Genomic DNA, 19,150 nt, shown 5'->3' with positions numbered 1-19,150 from the left:
CGCGAGACCGGAGATATGCAAAAAAAGGTGTTGGGATGTTGCCTCGCGGGATTTGTGCGTCGATTGCAGGCCTTGTCGTGCTGGTGGCGCAGATGGCGGCGCCAATGGCACAGGAGGCCTATCCCAACCGAACGGTGCGCTGGGTCGTGCCGTTTCCGGCTGGCGGGCCGACCGACACGCTGTCGCGCATCCTGACCGCGCGGCTGTCGGAGATCTGGGGACAGAGCGTCGTGGTCGAGAACAAGGGCGGCGCCTCGGGTGCGATCGGCACCGACTTCACCGCGAAGTCCCAGCCCGACGGCTACACGGTGATGCTGGGCACGCAGAGCACGAATGCGTCCAACATGATCTTCTTTCCCAACCTGCCGTACGACCCGATCAAGGACTTCCAGCCGCTGACTCTGATCGGCACGGCCTGCATGGCGCTGGTGACGGCGCCCAACGTGCCGGCGAACACGCCCAAGGAATTCGTCGAGTGGGCGAAGAAGCAGGATGGCGGCGTCAGCTACGCCTCGGCCGCTCCCGGCAGCTCCCAGCATGTGGCGGCCGAGTTGATGGTGAAGCGCGCCGGCCTCAACGCCACGCATGTGCCCTATCGCGGCAGCTCGGCTGCCATGCCCGACCTGATGAGCGGTCGCGTCGCCTTCATGTTCGATAACCTGCCTTCGGCGTTGCCGGCAGCCAAGGCGGGCAAGGTCAAGGCGCTGGCCCAGACCTGCGCCACACGCTCGCCCTCCGCGCCCGACCTGCCGACCATGGAGGAGTCCGGCTTCCCCGACTTCGCCATCGAAGGCTGGTACGGCATCTTCGCGCCGGCAAAGACTCCACGCCCGATCGTCGACAAGCTCTCGGCCGACATCAACAAGGTGCTGATGGAGCCGGCCTCGCTGGAGCGTTGGAAGGCCCTGGGCTTCGATCCGATCGGCACGACGCCGGAGGCTTTCGCCGAGCGGCAGAAAGCCGACCTTGCCTATTGGAAGAAGATGATCGAGTACACCGGCATCAAGGTGGAGTAAGCGGATGGCGTACGACCTCAAGATCGTCGGCGGCGAGATCGTCGACGGCACTGGTGCCGCGCGCTACCGCGGCGACGTCGGCATCAAGGACGGTAAGGTCGTGGCGCTCGGAAAGGCTCCCGATACCGCCGAGCGCACCATCGACGCCGGCGGCCAGGTCGTCGCGCCGGGCTTCGTCGACATCCACACCCACTACGATGCCCAGGTGTTGTGGGATCCCATGCTCACCATCTCGCCCTGGCATGGCGTGACGACAGTGGTGGTCGGCAATTGCGGCTTCGGCATCGCGCCGACCCGGCCTGAGCATCGTGGGCTCATCCTGCGCACGCTGGAGCGGGTCGAGGCCATGAGCCTTGCCGCGCTGGAGGCGGGCATCGGCCCCGACTGGCCGTTCGTCACCTTCCCGGAATACATGGACGCGGTCGCCGCGCGGCCGCTCGGCATCAATGTTGCGGTCATGCTCGGTCATACGCCGCTCAGGCTGTCGGTGATGGGCGAGGAGGCGACCGAGCGCGCCGCACGCCCCGACGAGATCGCCACCATGAAGCGGCTGGCGGCCGAAGCCATGGAGGTCGGTGCCGTGGGCTTCGCGACCTCGGTGTCGAAGGTCCATATCGGCTATGGCGGCCGTCCGGTGCCGAGCAGGCTCGCGGGCTTCGACGAAATGCTGGAGATCGCCGACGCCGTCGGCCGGTCGGGCCACGGCATCATCCAGTACAATGTCGGCCGCGATCCACGTTGGGAGGAGTACGAGGCGCTGCATGCCAAGTCCGGCCGGCCGCTGGTCTGGACGGCGCTGCTGGCCGGGTCGCTCGGACCCAACTCGCATCGTCCGCAGCTTGCCCGCGCCGGCGAGCAGATCGCGCGCGGCCTGCCGATCTACCCGCAGGGCGCTTGCCGACCGATCCAGATCGAGTTCGACTTCCATTCGCCCGTGGTGTTCGACACCTGGGCCTCGTTCGCTGCGGCGCGCGAGGCCCCAGACGACGCGTCGCGGCGCGCGGTCTACGCCGACCCGGCCTTCCGGGCGCGGGTGAAGCGCCAGGCCGACGGGCGCGGGCCCGACGATGATGTGTTCATGGGCAAGGAGCTGGAAGGCGATACCCGGCGTGCCGCGTTCTGGACCTACGTCATCACCAAGGCGAAGGACCCCTCGCTCGTGGAGCGCGAGCTTGTCGATGTCGCCCGCGAACGTGGCAAGCACTCCGTCGACCTGATGCTCGACCTGGCGCTGGAGGATCTCGACACGCGCGTGCGCGCCTCGCAGCTCAACTTCGTCGAAAACGAGGTGCGGGAAATCATCAAGGACCCCAATGTCGTGATCGGCCTGGGCGATGGCGGCGCCCATCTCAGCCAGCTCTGCGACGCCTGCTATTCGACCCATCTGCTCGGCCACTGGGTGCGCGAGGACGGCGCGCTGACGCTCGAGCAGGCGGTGCATCGCCTGACCGGCGCGACCGCAGCCCTGTTCGGCCTCATCGACCGCGGGCGGCTGGCCGTCGGCCTGCCGGCCGATATCGTTGTCTTCGATCCCGCGACGGTCGGCGCCTCGCCGCTGGAGCGCGTCAACGACCTGCCGGCCGGCGCCGACCGCCTGATCGCCCATCCGCGCGGGATCCAGGCCGTCATCGTCAACGGCCGGCCGCTTCCGCCGCCCGGGCAGGTTCCCGACAGGCCAAGCGGACGGTTGTTGCGCCAGCGCCGGACGGCGTAGGATCAGGCAACATTTCCGGAGGTCAGCCGATGGATACCGTCCTGCAGTCGCGTACCCTCGATTCCAAGCCGATCGCGCCGTCGCTGTTCGCGCATTTCGTGCTGCGCTCGTCGAACATGGCCAGGATGGTCGACTGGTACCGCACCGTGCTCAACATGCATGTCGTGCAGCGCAACGACTTCATATGCTTCATGACCTACGACAACGAGCACCATCGGCTCGCGGTCGTGAACATCGAAGGCCTGCACGAGCCTGACGACAAGGCGTGGGGCCTGGCGCACGTCGCCTACACCTTCCGCGACATCGGCCAGCTGCTCTCGACCTGGCGCCGCCTCAAGGACAAGGGCATCGAGCCGTACCGGCCGATCCATCACGGCCCGACGATCTCGCTGTACTACCGCGATCCCGACGGCAATTCGGTCGAATTGCAGGTCGATCGCTACAAGACCAAGGAGGAGTGCTCGGCCTATTTCACGAGTGACGCCTTCCGCAAGAACCCGATCGGTGTGGCCTTCGACCCCGCCGCCTTGGCCGGCGCCTACGAGGCAGGCGCGCCGGAGTCCGAGCTGATGAACATCCCTGACGGCCCGCCGGCACCCCTCGGGTCGGCCCGGCGCTGATCTAGAAGAGCCAGACGAGGGCGACGATGCCCATCGCGACGATGGCGGCCGATGCCACCATCATGATACGCGTCGAGGGCCGGTAGGTTTCGGCGTCGATCGAGCGGCTGACGCGCAGGTAGTGCCAGAGTGCGCCGACCATCATCACGATGCCCAGTGCGACGAGGCCGGCACCGAGTGCTCCGACATGGCGGTTGGCGGCGGCGCGCACCTCCGGCACGACTTGATTGATTTCCATCAGGAACAGGCTGAAGCGGTTGATCGCCACGCCGAACGCGATCACGGCGATGGCGGTTCGGATCCAGGCCAGCAGTGTGCGCTCGTTGGCGAGATGATCGCTGACATGAGGGTTCTTGGATTCCACCGAAACCTCCAGGACAAAGAAGAAGGGCGCGACCCCGAAGGATCGCGCCCCGTTTGCTGCCGTCAAGAACGGCCTAGTTGTACTTCGCGATCTCCATGCGGCCGACCTGGTCGCGATGGACCTCGTCCGGGCCGTCGGCGAGCCGCAGCGTGCGCTGGTGGGCGTACATGCTGGCCAGCTTGAAGACCTGGCTGACGCCGCCGGCGCCATGCAGCTGCAGGCAGCGGTCGACGACCTTGGAGCTGATGTTGGGCACCGCCACCTTGATCATGGCGATCTGCTGGCGGGCTTCCTTGTTGCCGTACTTATCCATCGCCCAGGCGGCCTTCAGGACCAACAGGCGGGCCATGTCGATCTCCATGCGCATGTCGGCGACGTGAGCCTTGGTGACGCCCATCTCCGAGATGCGCTGGCCGAAGGCGACGCGGCTCTTGGCGCGCTTGATCGCCATCTCGAGCGCCCGCTCGGCGACGCCGATGGCGCGCATGCAGTGATGGATGCGGCCCGGGCCAAGGCGGCCCTGGGCGATCTCGAAGCCGCGGCCCTCGCCCAGCAGGATCGCCGACTTCGGCACGCGCACGTTGTCGTAGATCACCTCGGCATGGCCGTGCGGGGCATCGTCATAGCCGAACACGTGCAGCATCTTCACGATCTTGATGCCTGGCGTGTCGCGCGGCACCACGATCATCGACTGCTGGCGGTAGGCCGGCGCGTTGGGATCGCTCTTGCCCATCAGGATGATGACCTTGCAGCGCGGATCGCCCATGCCCGACGACCACCACTTGCGGCCGTTGATGACGTAGCTGTCGCCGTCGGCCTCGATGCGGCATTCGACGTTGCGCGCATCGGACGAGGCCACCGCAGGCTCGGTCATGGCGAAGCAGGAGCGGATCTCGCCGTTCAAGAGCGGCTTCAGCCACTTCTCCTTGTGCTCGGCCGATCCGTAGCGGGCGAACACTTCCATGTTGCCGGTGTCGGGCGCCGAGCAGTTGACCGCCTCCGAGGCGATCGCGGAACGGCCCAGCACCTCGCAGATCGGCGCGTATTCGAGGTTGGAGAGACCCATCGTTCCGTGCGTGTCGCCCGAGTCAGGGTCGGCCGGCAGGAACATGTTCCACAGGCCGCGTTTCTTGGCTTCGGCCTTGCAGTCTTCGATCACCTTGGGGAGCTGCCAGCGGTCCTTGGCCTTCTCCATCTGCTCTTCGTAGACGGGCTCGGCCGGATAGATGACCTCGTCCATGAACTTGTTGAGCTTCTCGACCAGCTCCTTGGTGCGGTCCGAGTATTCGAAATCCATCCGTCTCTCCCTATGTGCTGCGCCGGACTCTGGCCGAAAAGGCCGGTCCTGTGAACGGTCATTCAGGCCGCACCCTCCTGCCGTGCGGGTTCGCTGGGCGGACCCGATTTTGCCAGCAGATTGAGCCGCATCGGCCGCAACACGGCGATGGCGAGGAGGGCCGCCGCGGCGTTCATCGCCACCGCGATCATGAAGACGGCATGCCAATGCCCGGTCGCTGCGGCCAGCAGGCTGGCCAGGGGCACCATCATCGCGGCAGTGCCTTTGGCGGTATAGAGCAGTCCGGCATTGGTGGTGGCGTATTTGGTGCCGAAGTAGTCGGCGCAGGTCGTTGGGAAGAGGCTCGCGACCTCGCCCCAGGCCAGGAAGACCACGCCGCCCAGCACCACGAACATCACGGGGTCGTGCCCCCATACACTCATTGCCCAGACGCCGACGGCTTCCAGGGCGAAGATGCCGAACATCGTGGTCTCGCGGCCGAAATGGTCCGAGATCAAGCCGCTGAGCGGCCGCGTCAAGCCGTTGGTGATGCGGTCGAGGGTGAGCGCAAAGGTCAATGCCGGCAGCGTGACGTCGAGCAGGGTGACATCCACGCCGGAGACATGGAAGTCGCGTGCGATCAACGCGAGCTGGGCGGTGAAGACCAGGCCGCCGGATGCCACCAGGACCAGCATGACGTAGAGCAGCCAGAACGAGGGCGAGCGCAGCATCTGCGCCGGGGTGTAGTCGTGGGCGGTCTGATGGACGCGCCGCGACGGCGGCGGTGCTTCGCCGGGGCGCGGTGCGGCGATCGCCAGGCTTGCCAGGCAGATGACGATGCCTTGGCCGAGGCCGAACCACAGGAAGGCCGCTTGATAGCCGAATTCGTGGATCGTTCGGTAGATGGGAATGATGGTGAGGGCCGAGCCTGCGCCGTAGCCCGCTGCGGTCAGGCCGGTGGCGAGGCCGCGCCGGTCGGCAAACCATTTCAGGGCGTTGCCGATGCAGGTGCCGTAGACGCAGCCCGCACCGATGCCGCCGACGGCGGCGCCGAGATAGAGCAGGGGAAGCGAATCGGCGATGGAGTTGATCGACCACGCAATGGCCACCAGCGCACCGCCCAGGAACACCACGCGCTTGGGCCCCAGCCGGTCGACGAACCATCCCTCGAACGGCACCAGCCAGGTCTCGGCCAGAACGAAGACCGTGAAGGCCACCTGGATCGCCGCGTGGCTCCAGCCCCACTTCTCCTGGATGGGATGGACGAACAGCGTCCAGCCATACTGCAGGTTGGCGATCATCACCATGCAGACAATGCCAGCACTGAGCTGAAGCCAGCGATTCGTCGTGCGTCCTCCGTCCGCGGCACTGCTGAGCGGCATCGACCCCAAGGCTCCCCCTTGCCGATCGTCGGATCCCACTCCTTAATCGGCACAAACCCAATCTCATCCGGGAGTATCGCGTTGGACAGTGTGATGCAAACGCCCTTCAAGCCGATCGACTTCCTGAGCCGCGATGTCGCGGTCGAACGGCGCGGCGATGGCACCATCCTGCTGCAGTCGAACCACCCGCTGAAGCCTTACGAGACGCACGTGCCGGCCTTCCTGGCGAAGTGGGCCAGGGAAGCGCCGGATCGCGTGTGGCTGGCGCAACGCCGCGGACCCGACCGCGAGTGGCTGAAACTCACCTACGGCGAGGCCAAGCGCCAGGTCGATGCGGTGACCCAGGCGCTGATCGATCGCGGCTTCGGCCCGGACAAGCCGGTGATGATCCTGTCGTCGAACTCCATCGAGTTCGCCCTGCTCACCATGGCGGCCATGCAGGCGCGCGCGCCCATGGCGCCGGTGTCGCCGGCCTATTCCGTGATGAGCCAGGACCACGCCAAGCTGCGCTACGTCTTCGACCTCATCAAGCCGGGCATGGTGTTCGTGCAGAACGGCGAGATCTACGCCCGCGCGCTTGCCGCGCTGGATCTCGAGGGCATGCTGCTGGTGCACGTCGACAAGGCGCCGCCGGAGATGCAGTCGCTGCCCTGGAGCGAGCTTTTAGCCACCAGGCCCACCGATGCCGTCGCGCGCTCGATCGAGCAGATCGACGCCAAGACCGTGGGCAAGTTCCTGTTCACCTCGGGCAGCACCGGCATGCCCAAGGCGGTGATCAACACCCAGGAGATGATGTGCGCCAACCTGGCGATGAGCCAGATGGCGCGGACCCGCAAGGCCGATGATCCGCCGGCCGTGATGCTCGACTGGCTGCCGTGGAACCACACGATGGGCGGCAACGCCACCTTCCAGGGCAACCTGGCCGAGGGGGGCACGACCTACATCGACGACGGCAAGCCGTTGCCCGGCCTGTTCGAGGAGACGCTGCGCAATCTGCGCGAGATCTCGCCGACCTACTTTGCCAACGTGCCGGCGGGCTATGCCATGCTGGCGACGGCGCTGGAGAAGGATGACGGGCTCGCCAAGCGCTTCTTCAAGAACCTCAATTCGCTGGCCTATGGCGGCGCCACCCTGCCGAACGACCTCTATGAGCGCATGGAGGCGCTGGCGGTGAAGCACACCGGCTATCGCCTGCCGTTCGTCACCGGCTGGGGCTCGACCGAGACCGCACCGACGGCGACCACGGTGCACTGGGCGTCCGAGCGCGTCGGCCTGATCGGCCTGCCGTTCCCCGAGGTGCAGCTGAAGCTCGTGCCGACCGGCGAGGAGGGCCGCTACGAGCTGCGGCTGAAGAGCGTGATCGTGACGCCGGGCTACTTCCGCCGGCCCGACCTCACGGCCCAGATGTTCGACGAGGAAGGTTTTTACAAGATCGGCGACGCCGGCCGCTTCGTCGATCCCAATGACCCGAGCTGGGGCCTGATCTTCGACGGCCGTGTCGTCGAGGATTTCAAGCTGATGAGCGGCACCTTCGTCCTGGTCGGCACCTTGCGCACCACGGCGATCGCCGCGGCCTCGCCAGTGCTGCAGGACGCGGTGATCTGCGGCCAGGACCGCGAGTATGTCGGCCTGCTGGGTTTTCCCAATATCGCGGCCTGCCGGCGCCTCGCCGACGATGACGGCGCCAAGCTGACGGCCGCCGAGCTGCTCGCCCATCCCGCGGTGGTCGGTACCCTGCGCGACGGCCTCGCGCGCATGAATGCCGAGTGCAAGGGCTCGTCGATGCGGGTCAGGCGTGCGATCCTGATGGCCGAGCCGCCGTCGGTCGATGGCCACGAGATCACCGACAAGGGCTACATCAACCAGCGCGCCACGCTCGACCGGCGCCGCGTGCTGGTCGACAAGCTCTACGCCGGCGGCGATGGTGTGATCGACATCCCCTGACGGGCCGCACATATGGATCGCCTGGACCCCATCGAGCCGACCGAAAAAGACGCCCCGCTGCGTTACGACATCAGGCTGCTTGGCCGTATCCTGGGCGACACGGTGCGGATCCAGGAAGGCGATGCGGTGTTCGATCTGGTCGAGCACATCCGCCGCACCGGTGTGCAATTCCATCGCGACGCCGACGAGGCCGCGCGCCACGAGCTGCAGAAGATCATGAGCGAGCTGCCGACCGACCGGGCACTGCGCATCATCCGGGCCTTCGGCTACTTCTCGCATCTCGCCAACATCGCCGAGGACCAGCACCACATCCGCCGCACGCGCGCCTACGCCAAGGCCGAGGCGGCCCCGCGGCCGGGCACGATGGCCTATGCGCTGGGCCGCGCCCGGCAGGCGCGGCTGTCCCGTGAGCAGCTGACGCGCTTCTTCGCCCATGCGATGTGCGTCCCGGTCCTGACGGCCCATCCGACGGAGATCCGCCGCAAGAGCTCGATCGATCGCGAGATGGAGATCGCCCGCCTGCTCGACGAGCGCGACCGCATCGAGTTCACGCCGGAGGAGCTGGCGTCCAACCGCCGCGCGCTCAGGCGCAACGTGCTGGTCCTGTGGCAGACCAGCCTGGTGCGCGGCACACGGCTGCGCGTCATCGACGAGGTCGCCAACGGCCTGTCGTACTACGACTATACCTTCCTGCGGGCGCTGCCCCTGTTCTATGCCGACCTCGAGCGCCTGCTCGCCGTCACCGATGCGGCCTGGCAGGAGCTGGAGATCCCGTCCTTCCTGCGCATGGGAAGCTGGATCGGCGGCGACCGCGACGGAAATCCCTTCGTCACCGCCGACGTCACCCGCCAGACGCTCGCCATGCAGAGCGAGCGCGCCATGCGCTTCTATCTCGAGGAGCTGCACCAGCTCGGCGGCGAGCTGTCGCTCGACGGCCGCATCGTGCGCGTCTCCGATGGCCTGCGGGCGCTCTCGGCCGGCTCGCCCGACCACGCCGTGGAGCGCCAGGACGAACCCTATCGCCGCGCCATCGTCGGCATCTATGCGCGCCTGGCCGCGACGGCCTGGTCGCTCGACAAGCTCGAGGCGCCGCATCAGCCGGTCGCAGAGGCGTCACCCTACGGCTCGGTGATGGAGTTCAAGGCCGACCTCGACACGATCTTCACCTCGCTGGCCGAGAACGGCTCGACCGCGCTGGCACGTGGTCGCCTGCGCGCCCTGCGCCGCGCCGTCGACGTCTTCGGCTTCCACCTGGCGTCGCTCGACATCCGGCAGAACTCCGACGTCCACGAGCGCGTCATGGCGGAGCTCGTCGAAGCCGCGGGCCTCGGCGACTACCGCGCGCTCGACGAGGCGGGCCGGATCGCCCTGCTGACCGGCGAGCTCGGCAACATGCGTCCGCTCAGCTCGCCGCATCTCTCCTACGGCGAGGAAACGACGGGCGAGCTTGCCATGCTGAACGTCGTGGCCGACGCCCATCGCCGCTACGGCGCGGCGTCGATCCCGCATTACGTGATCTCCAAGGCCGACAGTGTGTCGGACATCCTGGAGGTGGCGGTGCTGCTCAAGGAGGTCGGCTTGCTGGGCCCGCGCCCCAAGACTGGTGACGCCCGGCTCGACGTCGACATCGTGCCGCTGTTCGAGACCATCGGCGACCTGCAGCACTGCGGCCGCATCATGGAGGCTCTGTTCTCGCTGCCGGCCTACCGCCGGCTGCTGGCCTCGCGCGGCAACGTCCAGGAAGTGATGCTGGGCTATTCCGACAGCAACAAGGACGGCGGCTATCTCACCTCGACCTGGGAACTCTACAAGGCCGAGCTGACCTTGGTCGAGCTGTTCGCGCGGCACAAGGTCGGCCTGCGCCTGTTCCACGGCCGCGGCGGCTCGGTCGGCCGTGGCGGCGGGCCGAGCTACGAGGCGATCCTGGCCCAGCCGCCCGGCGCCGTGCGCGGCCAGATCCGCGTCACCGAGCAGGGCGAGGTGATCGCGGGCAAATATTCGAATGCCGAGGTCGGCCGGCGCAACCTCGAGACCTTGGCCGCCGCCACCTTCGAGGCGACCTTGCTCGATGCCGAGCGGCCGCCGCCGCCCGAGTCCTACCACGCCATCATGGAGGACCTGTCGGCCAAGGCGTTCCGCGCCTATCGCGCGCTGGTCTACGAGACCGAGGGGTTCGACCAATACTTCCGCGAATCGACCGTGCTGGAGGAGATCGCGTCCCTCAACATCGGCAGCCGCCCGGCCTCGCGCTCCAAGAAGCAGGGCATAGAAGACCTGCGAGCCATCCCCTGGGTGTTCAGCTGGGCGCAGTGCCGGCTGATGCTGCCGGGATGGTTCGGCTTCGGCACGGCGGTGAAGGAGTGGCTCGCGGCGCATCCGGCCGACGGGCTTGCGACCCTGCAGGCCATGCACGCCGAATGGCCGTTCTTCCGCACCACGCTCTCCAACATGGACATGGTGCTGTCCAAGAGCGACATCGCCATCGCCTCGCGCTATGCCGAGCTGGTGACCGACGCCGCGCTCGGCAAGCGCATCTTCGAGCGCGTGCGCCAGGAATGGCAGGCCTCGATCGACGCGGTGCTGGCGATCACGCGGCAGCGCACGCTGCTCGAGACCAATCCGCTGCTGGCGCGCTCGATCCGCAACCGCTTTCCCTACATCGATCCGCTGAACCATGTGCAGATCGAATTGCTGCGTCGCCATCGCGCCGGCGACACCGCGCCCGAGGTGGTGCAGGGTATTCATCTCAGCATCAACGGCATCGCGGCCGGCCTGCGCAACAGTGGCTGACAAGACCTCGCCCTTCGAGACGCATCGCTACGCGATGCTCCTCAGGGTGAGGCGGTTCTGTGGCGGTCGGACATGCCCTACGATGCCGACAAAAGGAGGAGCGTTCGATGGACTTCAAGAACAAGGTTGCCCTGGTCACTGGCGGCAGCAACGGCATCGGTCGTGCCTCGACGCTCGGCTTTGCCGGGCTCGGCGCCAAGGTTGTGATCGTCGACCGCGACGCAGCAGGCGGCGAGGCGACGGCCGGCATCGTGCGCCAGAAGGGCGGCGAGGCGCTGTTCGTTCAAGCCGACGTCACCGACGCGAAGTCGGTGCAGGCCTATGTGAAGAAGGCGGTCGACACCTACGGCCGCATCGACTGCTTCCACAACAACGCCGGCATCGAGGGCAAGGTCGCGAACATCGCCGACTACGATGAGGCGATGTTCGACCAGATCATGGCCGTGAACGTGCGCGGCGTGTTCCTCGGCCTGAAGTACGTCTTGAAGCAGATGCTGGCGCAGAAGGGCGGCGGCGCCATCGTCAACACCGCCTCGGTCGCGGGCCTGATGGGCTCGCCCGGCATGAACGCCTATGTCGCCTCCAAGCACGCCGTGCTCGGCCTGACCAAGACGGCGTCGGGCGAGGTGGCGCGCCAGGGCATCCGCGTGAACGCCGTCTGCCCCGGCCCGATCGATACCCGCATGATCCACGATCTCGAGAAGCAGCTGAACCCTGGCGATCCCGGCAAGGTCGAGGCGACCTACCAGGCCTCGATCCCGATCGGCCGCTACGGCACGGCGGAGGAGGTGGCCAACACCGTGCTGTTCCTCTGCTCCGATCTCGCCGGCAACATCACCGGCGCCCACTTCGTCGTCGACGGCGGCCGCACCTCGACGCCGGGCGCCGTGACGTCGATGAACAGGTGACTCTTGCCGGAGCGCGGACCCCTGCCTTCGCCGAAGCGAAGCCGCTTCGGCTTCGTGCAGGCAGGTCCGGTCCGCTCATGTTCTTCCGGACCGCGCGCTTCCAGCGCGCTCATGATCATGAGGCGCGCAGGATGCGCGGTCCGGAAGACGAAGACCATGAGCGGGCCAGAGGCCCGCGCTCCCAAGAGCTACTCCAGCCAGACGTCGTCGAGGCGCCAGTTGTTGTAGATGCTGTTGACCTGCACGTTGACGCCCTTGAGGCCGGGCTGCCAGCAGGTGGCGCCGTACATGTAGTAGAGCATCGGCCGCACCGCCTCGTTGGTCAGCTTCTTGTCGATCTCCCAGGCGATCTTCTTGCGCTTCTCGGGGTCGCGCTCGGCCGACTGTGCGGCGACCATCGCGTCGAGGTCCTTGTTGCAGTAGTCCATGTAGGTGCGCGAGCCGCAGACATAGTTCTCGAAATAGTTCTGGTCGGGATCGTCGACGCCGTTGCCGACCTGGCTGACGCCGATCACGTAGTCGCGGCGGATCAGCTTGGGCACCCACTGCGCCGTGTCCACCAGCTGCAGCTCGCCGTCGATGTAGATCTCCTTGAGCTGGCTGATCAGGAGCACCGACGCGTCGCGGTAGGTCGGCAGGTTGCGGGTCGAGACCTTGATCTTCAGCGGCTTGTTGGGCCCGTAGCCCTTGGCCGCCATGACCGCGCGCGCCTTCTCGCGGCTCTTGGCGACGTCGGGTGCGTAGCCCGGTAGTTCGCTCAGGATCTCCGGCGGCAGCCCCCAGCGCCCCTCCGGCAGGGGTTGCATGGCGCCGCCGGGATCGCCGGTGCCCGAGGTCATGATGTCCCGGAACGCCTTGCGGTCGAGCGCCATGGCGACGGCGCGACGCACCTCGATGTCGTCGAACGGCGGGTTGGGGTTCATCAGGATGTTGGCGGCGACGTTCATCGGCGCGGTCTCGCAGATCGCGTCCGGCCGGTTGGCCTTGATGTCGCCGACCAGCGGCACGGTGACCTCGAACGGGAAGATCATGTCGAACTTGTTCGACTGGAAGGCGAGGATCGCCGTCGAGCGGTTGGGGATGATGGTGTACTCGACGCCGTCGAGATAGGGCTTGCCCGGCTTCCAGTAGTTCGGATTGCGCGCGAGCTTGATGGTCTGGTTGGGCTTGTACTCGACGAACTTGAACGGGCCGGTGCCGACCGGCACCTGGCGCATCTCGCGCGGCGAGACATGGCACGGATACATCGGCGAGAAGCCCGAGGCGAGCAGGCCGAGCAGCGCGGGCTGCGGCGCCTTCAGCTTGAGGACGGTCTCGCTTTCGCCGTTGACGGTCACGCTCTCGACGTTGGCGTACCAGCCCTTGCGGAAGTTGACCTTGAAGTTCTCCGGCGCGTTGCCCTGCAGGAGATCGAAGGTGCACTTCACGTCGGCGGCCGTGAACGGCTTGCCGTCGTGCCACTTGACGCCTTTGCGCAGGGTGAAGGTCAGCGTCTTGCCGTCCTCGCTCCATGCCCATTTCTCGGCAAGGTCGGGCACGATGTCGTCGAGGCTGTTCTGTTTCTTTGCCGGGTCGAACATGACCAGGTTGTTGAAGACGCCCATCATCGGCAGCACGACGGAGATCGTGCCTTCCTCGTGGATCGACATGCTGGCGGGGCTGTCTCGATGGGTGATGCGCAGGATGCCGCCCTGCTTCTGGGCCGAGGCACTGGCAAAAGGTGCGATGAGCAGGAACGCAAGCACCACAAACCGCACACACGACAACGCAACGCGTATCATCATGGGTTTCCTCCTCGCGTCACGGCCCGCATTCCTGAATGGAACTTCTGACGCGTGGCGGGCCGCGTCGATTGTCGGAGCCTATACGGCTCCGGCATCCTCCGCTGCCGAAAGAGTTCGCAGAGTGATGGCGTCAATGAACGGGTGGGGCTTTGCTGGGGACGCGCCACTCCAGTGGCGCGTCATGGCGGCGATCGCAACCCAACCACCTCACCCTGAGGAGCGCCCTCCTCGAATACCTCGGGGTAAACTCCGTGCGCGTCTCGAAGGGTGGATAACATCGGGACTGGGCCCACCCTTCGAGACGCACCGCTGCGCGGTGCTCCTCAGGGTGAGGTGGTGTTGGGTCTGCTAGCACCATGACGCGCCACTGGAGTGGCGCGCCCCCAGCCACGATCAGTTCGCCGTCATCCCGCCATCGATCACCAGCTCGGTTCCCGTGACCCACGACGCCTCGTCCGACGCGAGGTAGAGGCAGCCGGCGGCAATGTCGTAGGGCGTGCCGAAGCGGCCGAGCGGCGTCGCCTCCATGCGCTTGCGCGCCACCTCGGGATTGGAATGGCCGGGCGCGGTCATCGGCGTGTCGACGAAGCCCGGATGGACCGAGTTCACGCGGATTCTGTCGGGCGCGTACTGGATTGCCGCCGCCTTGGAGAAGATGCGCACCGCCCCTTTGGAGGCGTGATAGGCGGCGTTGGCGTGGCTGCCGACGATGCCGCAGATCGACGAGATGTTGATGATCGAGCCGCCGCCCGAGCGCTGCATGGCCGGCACCGCGGCCTTGGTGCCGAGGAACACGCCGGTCGCGTTGATCTCCATCACCAGGTTCCAGTGCTCGAGCGTCTGGTCGGCGAGCCGCGGTCCTGCCGTGTGGCCGGTCTGGATGTTCTGCTTGGGATCGCGGCCCGAAATGCCGGCGATGTTGCACAGGATGTCGACGCGGCCCCAGGCCTTCTCGGCCTGGTCGACGATGGCGCTCCAGCGCCCTTCGTTCCGCACATCCTGCTCGGCAAAGCGTGCGGTTCCGCCTGCCGACGCGATTTCCGTCTCGATCGACTTGCCCAGCGATGTGTTGCTGTCGGTCAGCAGGACGGACGCGCCGTGCTGAGCGAACAACCGCGCCGTCGCGGCACCGATGCCCGAGGCGCCGCCTGTGACGACGGCGACCTTGCCCAAAAGTCTTTTGCCCGGCTCCATGTTCGTCTCCTCGTTTCCTCTGTTATTCTGGCCCGTCTGCAAGGGTGTGACATATGAACGTGATTTCGAGGCCCCGTCACGACGTTCAGGACATAGCGGCTTGCTGGCTGAAGTCCTTCGGTGATGCCTTGCAGTCGGCCGATGCCGCCGGCGCCGCCTGCCACTTCGCGCGCGAGGGCCACTGGCGCGATGTGCTGGCTTTCACGTGGCGGATCGGGACCGAGACCGGCGTAGCGGCGATCGAGGCCGCCCTGGCGCCGACGCTTGCGCGGACCAGGCCGCGTGGCTTCCACATTCCCGAGGGGCGCTCGCAGGCGCGCCGCGTCAAGCGCGCCGGCGTCGACTGCATCGAGGCGATCTTCGAGTTCGAGACGGCAGCCGGCCGCGCCAACGGTGTCGTGCGGCTGGTCGAGGAGGAGGACGACTGGCGCATTTGGACGCTGCTCACCACGCTCGAGGAGCTGAACGGCTATCCCGACGGCCGGCCCAAGGCGGTGAGCGATGCCGAGAAGTATTCACGCGACTTCGGCGGCGAGAACTGGCTCGACCAGCGGCGTAAGGCGCTCGCCTATACCGACCACGATCCCACGGTCCTGATCGTGGGCGGCGGCCAGGCCGGCCTGTCGGCGGCGGCGCGGCTCAACCATCTCGGCGTCGACACGCTGATCATCGATCGCAATCCTCGCATCGGCGACAATTGGCGGCTGCGCTATCACTCGCTCACGCTGCACAACGAGGTGCACGTCAATCACCTGCCGCTGATGAAATTTCCGCCGACCTGGCCGGTGTTCATTCCCAAGGACAAGCTCGCCAACTGGTTCGAGACCTATGTCGAGAGCCTGGAGCTGAACTTCTGGACCGGCACCGAGCTTTTAGGCGGCAGCTGGGACGACAAGGCGAAGTGCTGGACGGTGACTCTTAAGCGAAGCGACGGCAGCGAGCGCACCATGAAGCCGCGTCACATCATCGTCGCCACCGGCGTGAGCGGCATCCCGATCTGGCCGAAGGTGCCCGGCCTCGACTCTTTCAAGGGCGAGGTCATGCATTCCGGTCAATACACGACCGGCGCTGCCTGGAAGGGCGGCAACGCGATGGTCATCGGCACCGGCAACAGCGGCCACGATGTGGCGCAGGACCTGTGCGCCAGTGGCGTTAACACCATCATCGTCCAGCGCAGCCCGACCTACATCGTCAGCATCCGCGAGGCGCAGAAGGTCTATTCGACCTATAGCGAAGGCTTGCCGTTCGAGGATTGCGACCTGCTCGCCTGCTCGATGCCCTATCCGGTGCTGCGCCGCGCCTACCAGCTCTCGACCGCCGAGATGCGCGAGGTCGACCGCGAACTGCTGAAGGGGCTGGAGAAACGCGGCTTCAAGCTGACCTTTGGCGAGGACGATACCGGCTTCCAGATGATGTATCTGCGGCGTGGCGGCGGTTACTACTTCAACGTCGGCTGCTCCGACATGATCGTCGACGGCCGCGTCAGGCTGCTGCAGTACGACACGATCGACCGTTTCGAGGCCGACGGCGTCGTCCTGAAGGACGGCACGAAGAAGCCGTTGGACGTGGTGGTCGTCGCCACCGGCTACGAAAGCCAGCAGGAGTTCGTGCGCGTCACACTCGGTAACGACGTCGCCGAGCGCATCGGACCCGTGTGGGGCTTCGACGATGGCGGCGAGTTGCGCAACATGTGGGGACCGACGAAACAGGACGGCCTGTGGTTCACCGCCGGCAGCCTGGCGCAGTGCCGAATCTACTCACGGTACCTCGCGCTGCAGATCAAGGCGCGCGAGGACGGCTTGATCGAGTAGCGCGTCGCTGCGTCGGGCGCTTGCGGCGCGTCGGCTCTGCTGGCGCGGAGTCGGCAAGCAGGCCGAACAGCCAGGCGAGGCCCGCGTCCATCATCGCGACCTTGGGCGCGACGGCGTTGACCCGGAAGCCGGGGAGCGCCAGCGGGGCGTCGAGGCCCAGGATGCCGAAGCGCGCCGCATGCATGGCCGCGAAGCGCCGCGGCAGGGCCGTGACAAGGTCGGTCTCGGCGACGATCGCAAGCGCCAGCATGAAGTTCGGAACGGTGAGCGCGATCCGCCGCGTCCTGCCGCGCTTCGCCAGGGCCTCATCGACGAAGCCATGAGGATCGCCGGTATACGAGACGACCAGATGCTGCATCTCGCAATACCGCTCCAGGGTCGGATCGCGCGCGAAGCGATGGCCGGTGCGCATCGCAATCACGAAGTCTTCCTCATAGAGACGGCGCTTCTCGAAACGCGGCGGAATGTCGTCCGATGGGATGATGGCAATGTCCATGTCGCCCGCCTCGAGGTCGGCGACGGCCGCCCGCCAGACGCGGGCCGGCGAGGGCAGGATCTGACGCACCCCGACATCGATTCCGGGCGCCATCGTGCGCAGCCGGGCGAGCAGCGGGCGCAGGACCACGGCCGAGATGCCGTCCGGAGCGCCGATTGCGAACCGGCGGGTCGCGGTGGACGGGTCGAATGGCCTGCCGGTGGTAATGACGGCGCTGGCGCGCGCCAGGACGTCGGCGATGGGTGCGGCAAGCTCGGTGGCGCGGGCCGTCGGGACGACGCCCTTGGGCGTTCGCAGGAACAGCGGATCGTTGAGGAGGCGGCGCAGGCGGCCCAGGCCATGGCTGACGGCCGATGGCGTCAGATTGAGCCGATCGGCCGCCCGGCCGACATGACGCTCGCGCAGCACGACCTCGAACAGGACGAGGAGGTTCAGGTCGGCGCGCGCGAGATCAATCTCATTCAGCATGTTGCTGAAATCATATCACTGGCTTCAGCAAGCGCCACATGCGATCCCGCTGCCGACCAACGGCTCCAGCAGGAGAGGCCAATGCCGGTGATGATGATTTCCGAGGTCGGCGGCCAGTCGCCGCAGGGCTACGACAGCATGCTCGCTCTTCTCGGCGGGGCGCTGAGACAGGCGCCTGGCTTCGTCATGCACATGGCCCATCCAGCCGAGGCCGGATGGCGGATCGTCGAGGTGTGGCAAAGCCAGGAAGACGCGACACGGTTCTTCGCCGCCCATATCGCTCCGAACCTGCCGGAGGGCATACGACCGAAACTGTCCTTCCAGCCGCTGCACAGCCTCGTCAGTCCTTGAGATCGCTGGAGGAGATGATCCGATGCCTGACTCGCAACGCGACATGGCCATCGACCAGACGGTGGCCGAGCTGATACGGCGATCGGCAGAAGCCAATACGGCGCTGATGCGCGGCGACGTCGGCCGCTACCGCGCCCTGATCAAGCATGCGGACGACTTCATGCTGATGTCGCCCTTCGGCGGGACGCCCACGCGCGGTTCGGACATGACCGGCGAGCGTTGGGAGGCGATGGGGCGCTTCTTCAAGAACGGCGTGTTCGAGCAGGACGTCGTGCAGGCCTACGGTTCTGCCGACATGGTGGTCCTCGCCCTGATCGAACGCCAGACGGTCGAGGTCGGCGGCCTGCCGGCGCAGAGCTGGCCGCTGCGCGTCACGCTTGTCTATCGCCGCGAGGGCGCCGAATGGCACCTTGCCCATCGCCATGCCGATCCGCTTGCCGGCGGCGTCAGCCTCCATCAGGCGGCTGCGCTCGCCCGGGGTGAAGCAGCTTGAAGCCGCTCACGGCTTTCCGAAGGTCGCAATGCGATCGACGTTGCAGATGAACAGCACACGCTTTTCGTCGATGGCGGGATCGCGCAGGCCGTAGGGCGGCGGATTGCCGGTGTACTTGGTCCAGATCTTGTCGAGCTGCTTGGTGACGCGCTCGCCGCCCGGTGCGGCCTCGTGTTCCTCGCGCTCCACCGAGCATTTCAGCTGGACCCAGTGATAGGCATTGTCGGGATTGACGACCAGGATGGTGAGCTTGCCGTTCTTGCGGATCCAGCCGCATTTGGGACGATGCGAGGCCGTGTTCACCAGCACCTTGTCGCCCTCGTAGTCGAACCACATCGGCGTAAGCCCGATGGTGCCGTCGGGCGCGACCAATCCCATGGTCACGGTGATCGGCCGGTCGAGCAGCGCCTTGTAGATCGGATCGAGGTCCGACAGGTGCCTGATCTGCACGTGCTCGCCGACGGAGAACTGGCCCTTCTGCAGGCCGCCGGCCACGTCCCGGAATTTCGCGACCGTGATGCCGTCTGCCATGGCCTCCT

At 66.7% G+C, this 19,150-nt stretch carries 16 protein-coding genes; 9 read left to right on the top strand and 7 right to left on the bottom strand.

Features of this window, described 5'->3' with window-relative positions; translation table 11 throughout:
• Window positions 1-35 precede the first annotated feature (35 nt).
• From RSO01_RS26680 to RSO01_RS26670, 3 genes are read left to right on the top strand one after another with little or no spacing between them, the layout of a single operon-like run.
• On the top strand, window positions 36-1,016 hold the full coding sequence (locus RSO01_RS26680) for a Bug family tripartite tricarboxylate transporter substrate binding protein (protein ID WP_170303379.1): 981 nt from the start codon (window positions 36-38) through the stop codon (window positions 1,014-1,016).
• Window positions 1,017-1,020: 4 nt separating this feature from the next.
• Window positions 1,021-2,730, top strand: a complete 1,710-nt coding sequence (locus tag RSO01_RS26675) for an N-acyl-D-amino-acid deacylase family protein (RefSeq protein WP_147153182.1) — start codon at window positions 1,021-1,023, stop codon at window positions 2,728-2,730.
• A gap of 29 nt (window positions 2,731-2,759) precedes the next feature.
• On the top strand, window positions 2,760-3,350 hold the full coding sequence (locus RSO01_RS26670; RefSeq protein WP_147153180.1) for a VOC family protein: 591 nt from the start codon (window positions 2,760-2,762) through the stop codon (window positions 3,348-3,350).
• Between the two features lies 1 nt (window position 3,351).
• Here RSO01_RS26670 and RSO01_RS26665 read toward each other — a convergent pair whose 3' ends face one another.
• The 3 genes from RSO01_RS26665 to oxlT all read right to left on the bottom strand — a co-directional run bounded on the left by RSO01_RS26665 (window position 3,352) and on the right by oxlT (window position 6,372).
• On the bottom strand, window positions 3,352-3,714 hold the full coding sequence (locus RSO01_RS26665; protein ID WP_147153178.1) for a YidH family protein: 363 nt from the start codon (window positions 3,712-3,714) through the stop codon (window positions 3,352-3,354).
• Window positions 3,715-3,787: 73 nt separating this feature from the next.
• Window positions 3,788-5,011, bottom strand: coding sequence for an acyl-CoA dehydrogenase family protein (locus tag RSO01_RS26660; RefSeq protein ID WP_147153177.1), 1,224 nt, complete (start codon window positions 5,009-5,011; stop codon window positions 3,788-3,790).
• Between the two features lie 62 nt (window positions 5,012-5,073).
• Window positions 5,074-6,372: an oxalate/formate MFS antiporter gene (oxlT, locus tag RSO01_RS26655; protein ID WP_147153174.1), complete on the bottom strand. Its 1,299-nt coding sequence runs from the start codon at window positions 6,370-6,372 to the stop codon at window positions 5,074-5,076.
• Window positions 6,373-6,432: 60 nt separating this feature from the next.
• Between oxlT and RSO01_RS26650 the strand changes: the two genes are divergently transcribed.
• The 3 genes from RSO01_RS26650 to RSO01_RS26640 all read left to right on the top strand — a co-directional run bounded on the left by RSO01_RS26650 (window position 6,433) and on the right by RSO01_RS26640 (window position 12,014).
• The gene (locus tag RSO01_RS26650; RefSeq protein WP_218037465.1) at window positions 6,433-8,316 is read left to right on the top strand and encodes an AMP-binding protein; all 1,884 of its coding nucleotides are present in this window, start codon (window positions 6,433-6,435) and stop codon (window positions 8,314-8,316) included.
• A 12-nt stretch (window positions 8,317-8,328) separates the two neighbouring features.
• Window positions 8,329-11,106: a phosphoenolpyruvate carboxylase gene (ppc, locus tag RSO01_RS26645; protein WP_147153171.1), complete on the top strand. Its 2,778-nt coding sequence runs from the start codon at window positions 8,329-8,331 to the stop codon at window positions 11,104-11,106.
• Between the two features lie 107 nt (window positions 11,107-11,213).
• Window positions 11,214-12,014 (top strand): glucose 1-dehydrogenase, encoded by an 801-nt coding sequence (locus tag RSO01_RS26640; protein ID WP_147153169.1) that lies wholly within the window; start codon window positions 11,214-11,216, stop codon window positions 12,012-12,014.
• Window positions 12,015-12,202: 188 nt separating this feature from the next.
• On the opposite strand, the gene RSO01_RS26635 is transcribed toward RSO01_RS26640, so the two are convergent.
• Window positions 12,203-13,798 carry an ABC transporter substrate-binding protein gene (locus RSO01_RS26635; protein ID WP_246158829.1) on the bottom strand — a complete coding sequence of 532 codons (1,596 nt, stop codon included), beginning with the start codon at window positions 13,796-13,798 and terminating at the stop codon, window positions 12,203-12,205.
• Window positions 13,799-14,191: 393 nt separating this feature from the next.
• The gene (locus RSO01_RS26630) at window positions 14,192-14,992 is read right to left on the bottom strand and encodes an SDR family NAD(P)-dependent oxidoreductase (RefSeq protein ID WP_147153167.1); all 801 of its coding nucleotides are present in this window, start codon (window positions 14,990-14,992) and stop codon (window positions 14,192-14,194) included.
• Window positions 14,993-15,045: 53 nt separating this feature from the next.
• On the opposite strand from RSO01_RS26630, the gene RSO01_RS26625 reads away from it, so the two are divergent.
• Window positions 15,046-16,803 (top strand): flavin-containing monooxygenase, encoded by a 1,758-nt coding sequence (locus RSO01_RS26625; protein ID WP_147153165.1) that lies wholly within the window; start codon window positions 15,046-15,048, stop codon window positions 16,801-16,803.
• Here the strand turns inward: RSO01_RS26625 and RSO01_RS26620 are convergent.
• Window positions 16,772-17,767 carry a LysR family transcriptional regulator gene (locus RSO01_RS26620; protein WP_147153163.1) on the bottom strand — a complete coding sequence of 332 codons (996 nt, stop codon included), beginning with the start codon at window positions 17,765-17,767 and terminating at the stop codon, window positions 16,772-16,774. The genes RSO01_RS26625 and RSO01_RS26620 overlap by 32 nt on opposite strands.
• Here RSO01_RS26620 and RSO01_RS48465 point away from each other — a divergent pair.
• Window positions 17,690-18,118: a hypothetical protein gene (locus RSO01_RS48465; protein WP_218037468.1), complete on the top strand. Its 429-nt coding sequence runs from the start codon at window positions 17,690-17,692 to the stop codon at window positions 18,116-18,118. The two genes, RSO01_RS26620 and RSO01_RS48465, sit on opposite strands and share 78 nt — an antisense overlap.
• A 22-nt stretch (window positions 18,119-18,140) precedes the next feature.
• Entirely contained in the window at window positions 18,141-18,611 is a 471-nt protein-coding gene (locus RSO01_RS26610; RefSeq protein ID WP_246158827.1) for a YybH family protein, read from the top strand.
• Window positions 18,612-18,617: 6 nt separating this feature from the next.
• On the opposite strand, the gene RSO01_RS26605 is transcribed toward RSO01_RS26610, so the two are convergent.
• A complete protein-coding gene (locus tag RSO01_RS26605; protein WP_147153159.1) occupies window positions 18,618-19,142 on the bottom strand; it encodes a pyridoxamine 5'-phosphate oxidase family protein in 525 nt (174 codons plus the stop codon).
• Window positions 19,143-19,150: the final 8 nt, after the last annotated feature.

The organism is Reyranella soli, from assembly GCF_007992495.1.
GTDB lineage: Bacteria > Pseudomonadota > Alphaproteobacteria > Reyranellales > Reyranellaceae > Reyranella > Reyranella soli.
Note: the sequence above shows the minus strand (reverse complement) of the source record. Positions and strands in the feature narration are given on the sequence as shown.

Bases quoted from the DNA above. Each gene is read 5' to 3' on its own strand.
- RSO01_RS26680 (WP_170303379.1), top strand. From the start codon at position 36: ATGTTGCCTCGCGGGATTTGTGCGTCGATTGCAGGCCTTGTCGTGCTG.
- RSO01_RS26675 (WP_147153182.1), top strand. From the start codon at position 1,021: ATGGCGTACGACCTCAAGATCGTCGGCGGCGAGATCGTCGACGGCACT.
- RSO01_RS26670 (WP_147153180.1), top strand. From the start codon at position 2,760: ATGGATACCGTCCTGCAGTCGCGTACCCTCGATTCCAAGCCGATCGCG.
- RSO01_RS26660 (WP_147153177.1), bottom strand. From the start codon at position 5,011: ATGGATTTCGAATACTCGGACCGCACCAAGGAGCTGGTCGAGAAGCTC.
- oxlT (WP_147153174.1), bottom strand. From the start codon at position 6,372: ATGCCGCTCAGCAGTGCCGCGGACGGAGGACGCACGACGAATCGCTGG.
- ppc (WP_147153171.1), top strand. From the start codon at position 8,329: ATGGATCGCCTGGACCCCATCGAGCCGACCGAAAAAGACGCCCCGCTG.
- RSO01_RS26640 (WP_147153169.1), top strand. From the start codon at position 11,214: ATGGACTTCAAGAACAAGGTTGCCCTGGTCACTGGCGGCAGCAACGGC.
- RSO01_RS26635 (WP_246158829.1), bottom strand. From the start codon at position 13,798: ATGATGATACGCGTTGCGTTGTCGTGTGTGCGGTTTGTGGTGCTTGCG.
- RSO01_RS26630 (WP_147153167.1), bottom strand. From the start codon at position 14,992: ATGGAGCCGGGCAAAAGACTTTTGGGCAAGGTCGCCGTCGTCACAGGC.
- RSO01_RS26625 (WP_147153165.1), top strand. From the start codon at position 15,046: ATGAACGTGATTTCGAGGCCCCGTCACGACGTTCAGGACATAGCGGCT.
- RSO01_RS48465 (WP_218037468.1), top strand. From the start codon at position 17,690: ATGACGCTCGCGCAGCACGACCTCGAACAGGACGAGGAGGTTCAGGTC.
- RSO01_RS26620 (WP_147153163.1), bottom strand. From the start codon at position 17,767: ATGCTGAATGAGATTGATCTCGCGCGCGCCGACCTGAACCTCCTCGTC.
- RSO01_RS26610 (WP_246158827.1), top strand. From the start codon at position 18,141: ATGCCTGACTCGCAACGCGACATGGCCATCGACCAGACGGTGGCCGAG.
- RSO01_RS26605 (WP_147153159.1), bottom strand. From the start codon at position 19,142: ATGGCAGACGGCATCACGGTCGCGAAATTCCGGGACGTGGCCGGCGGC.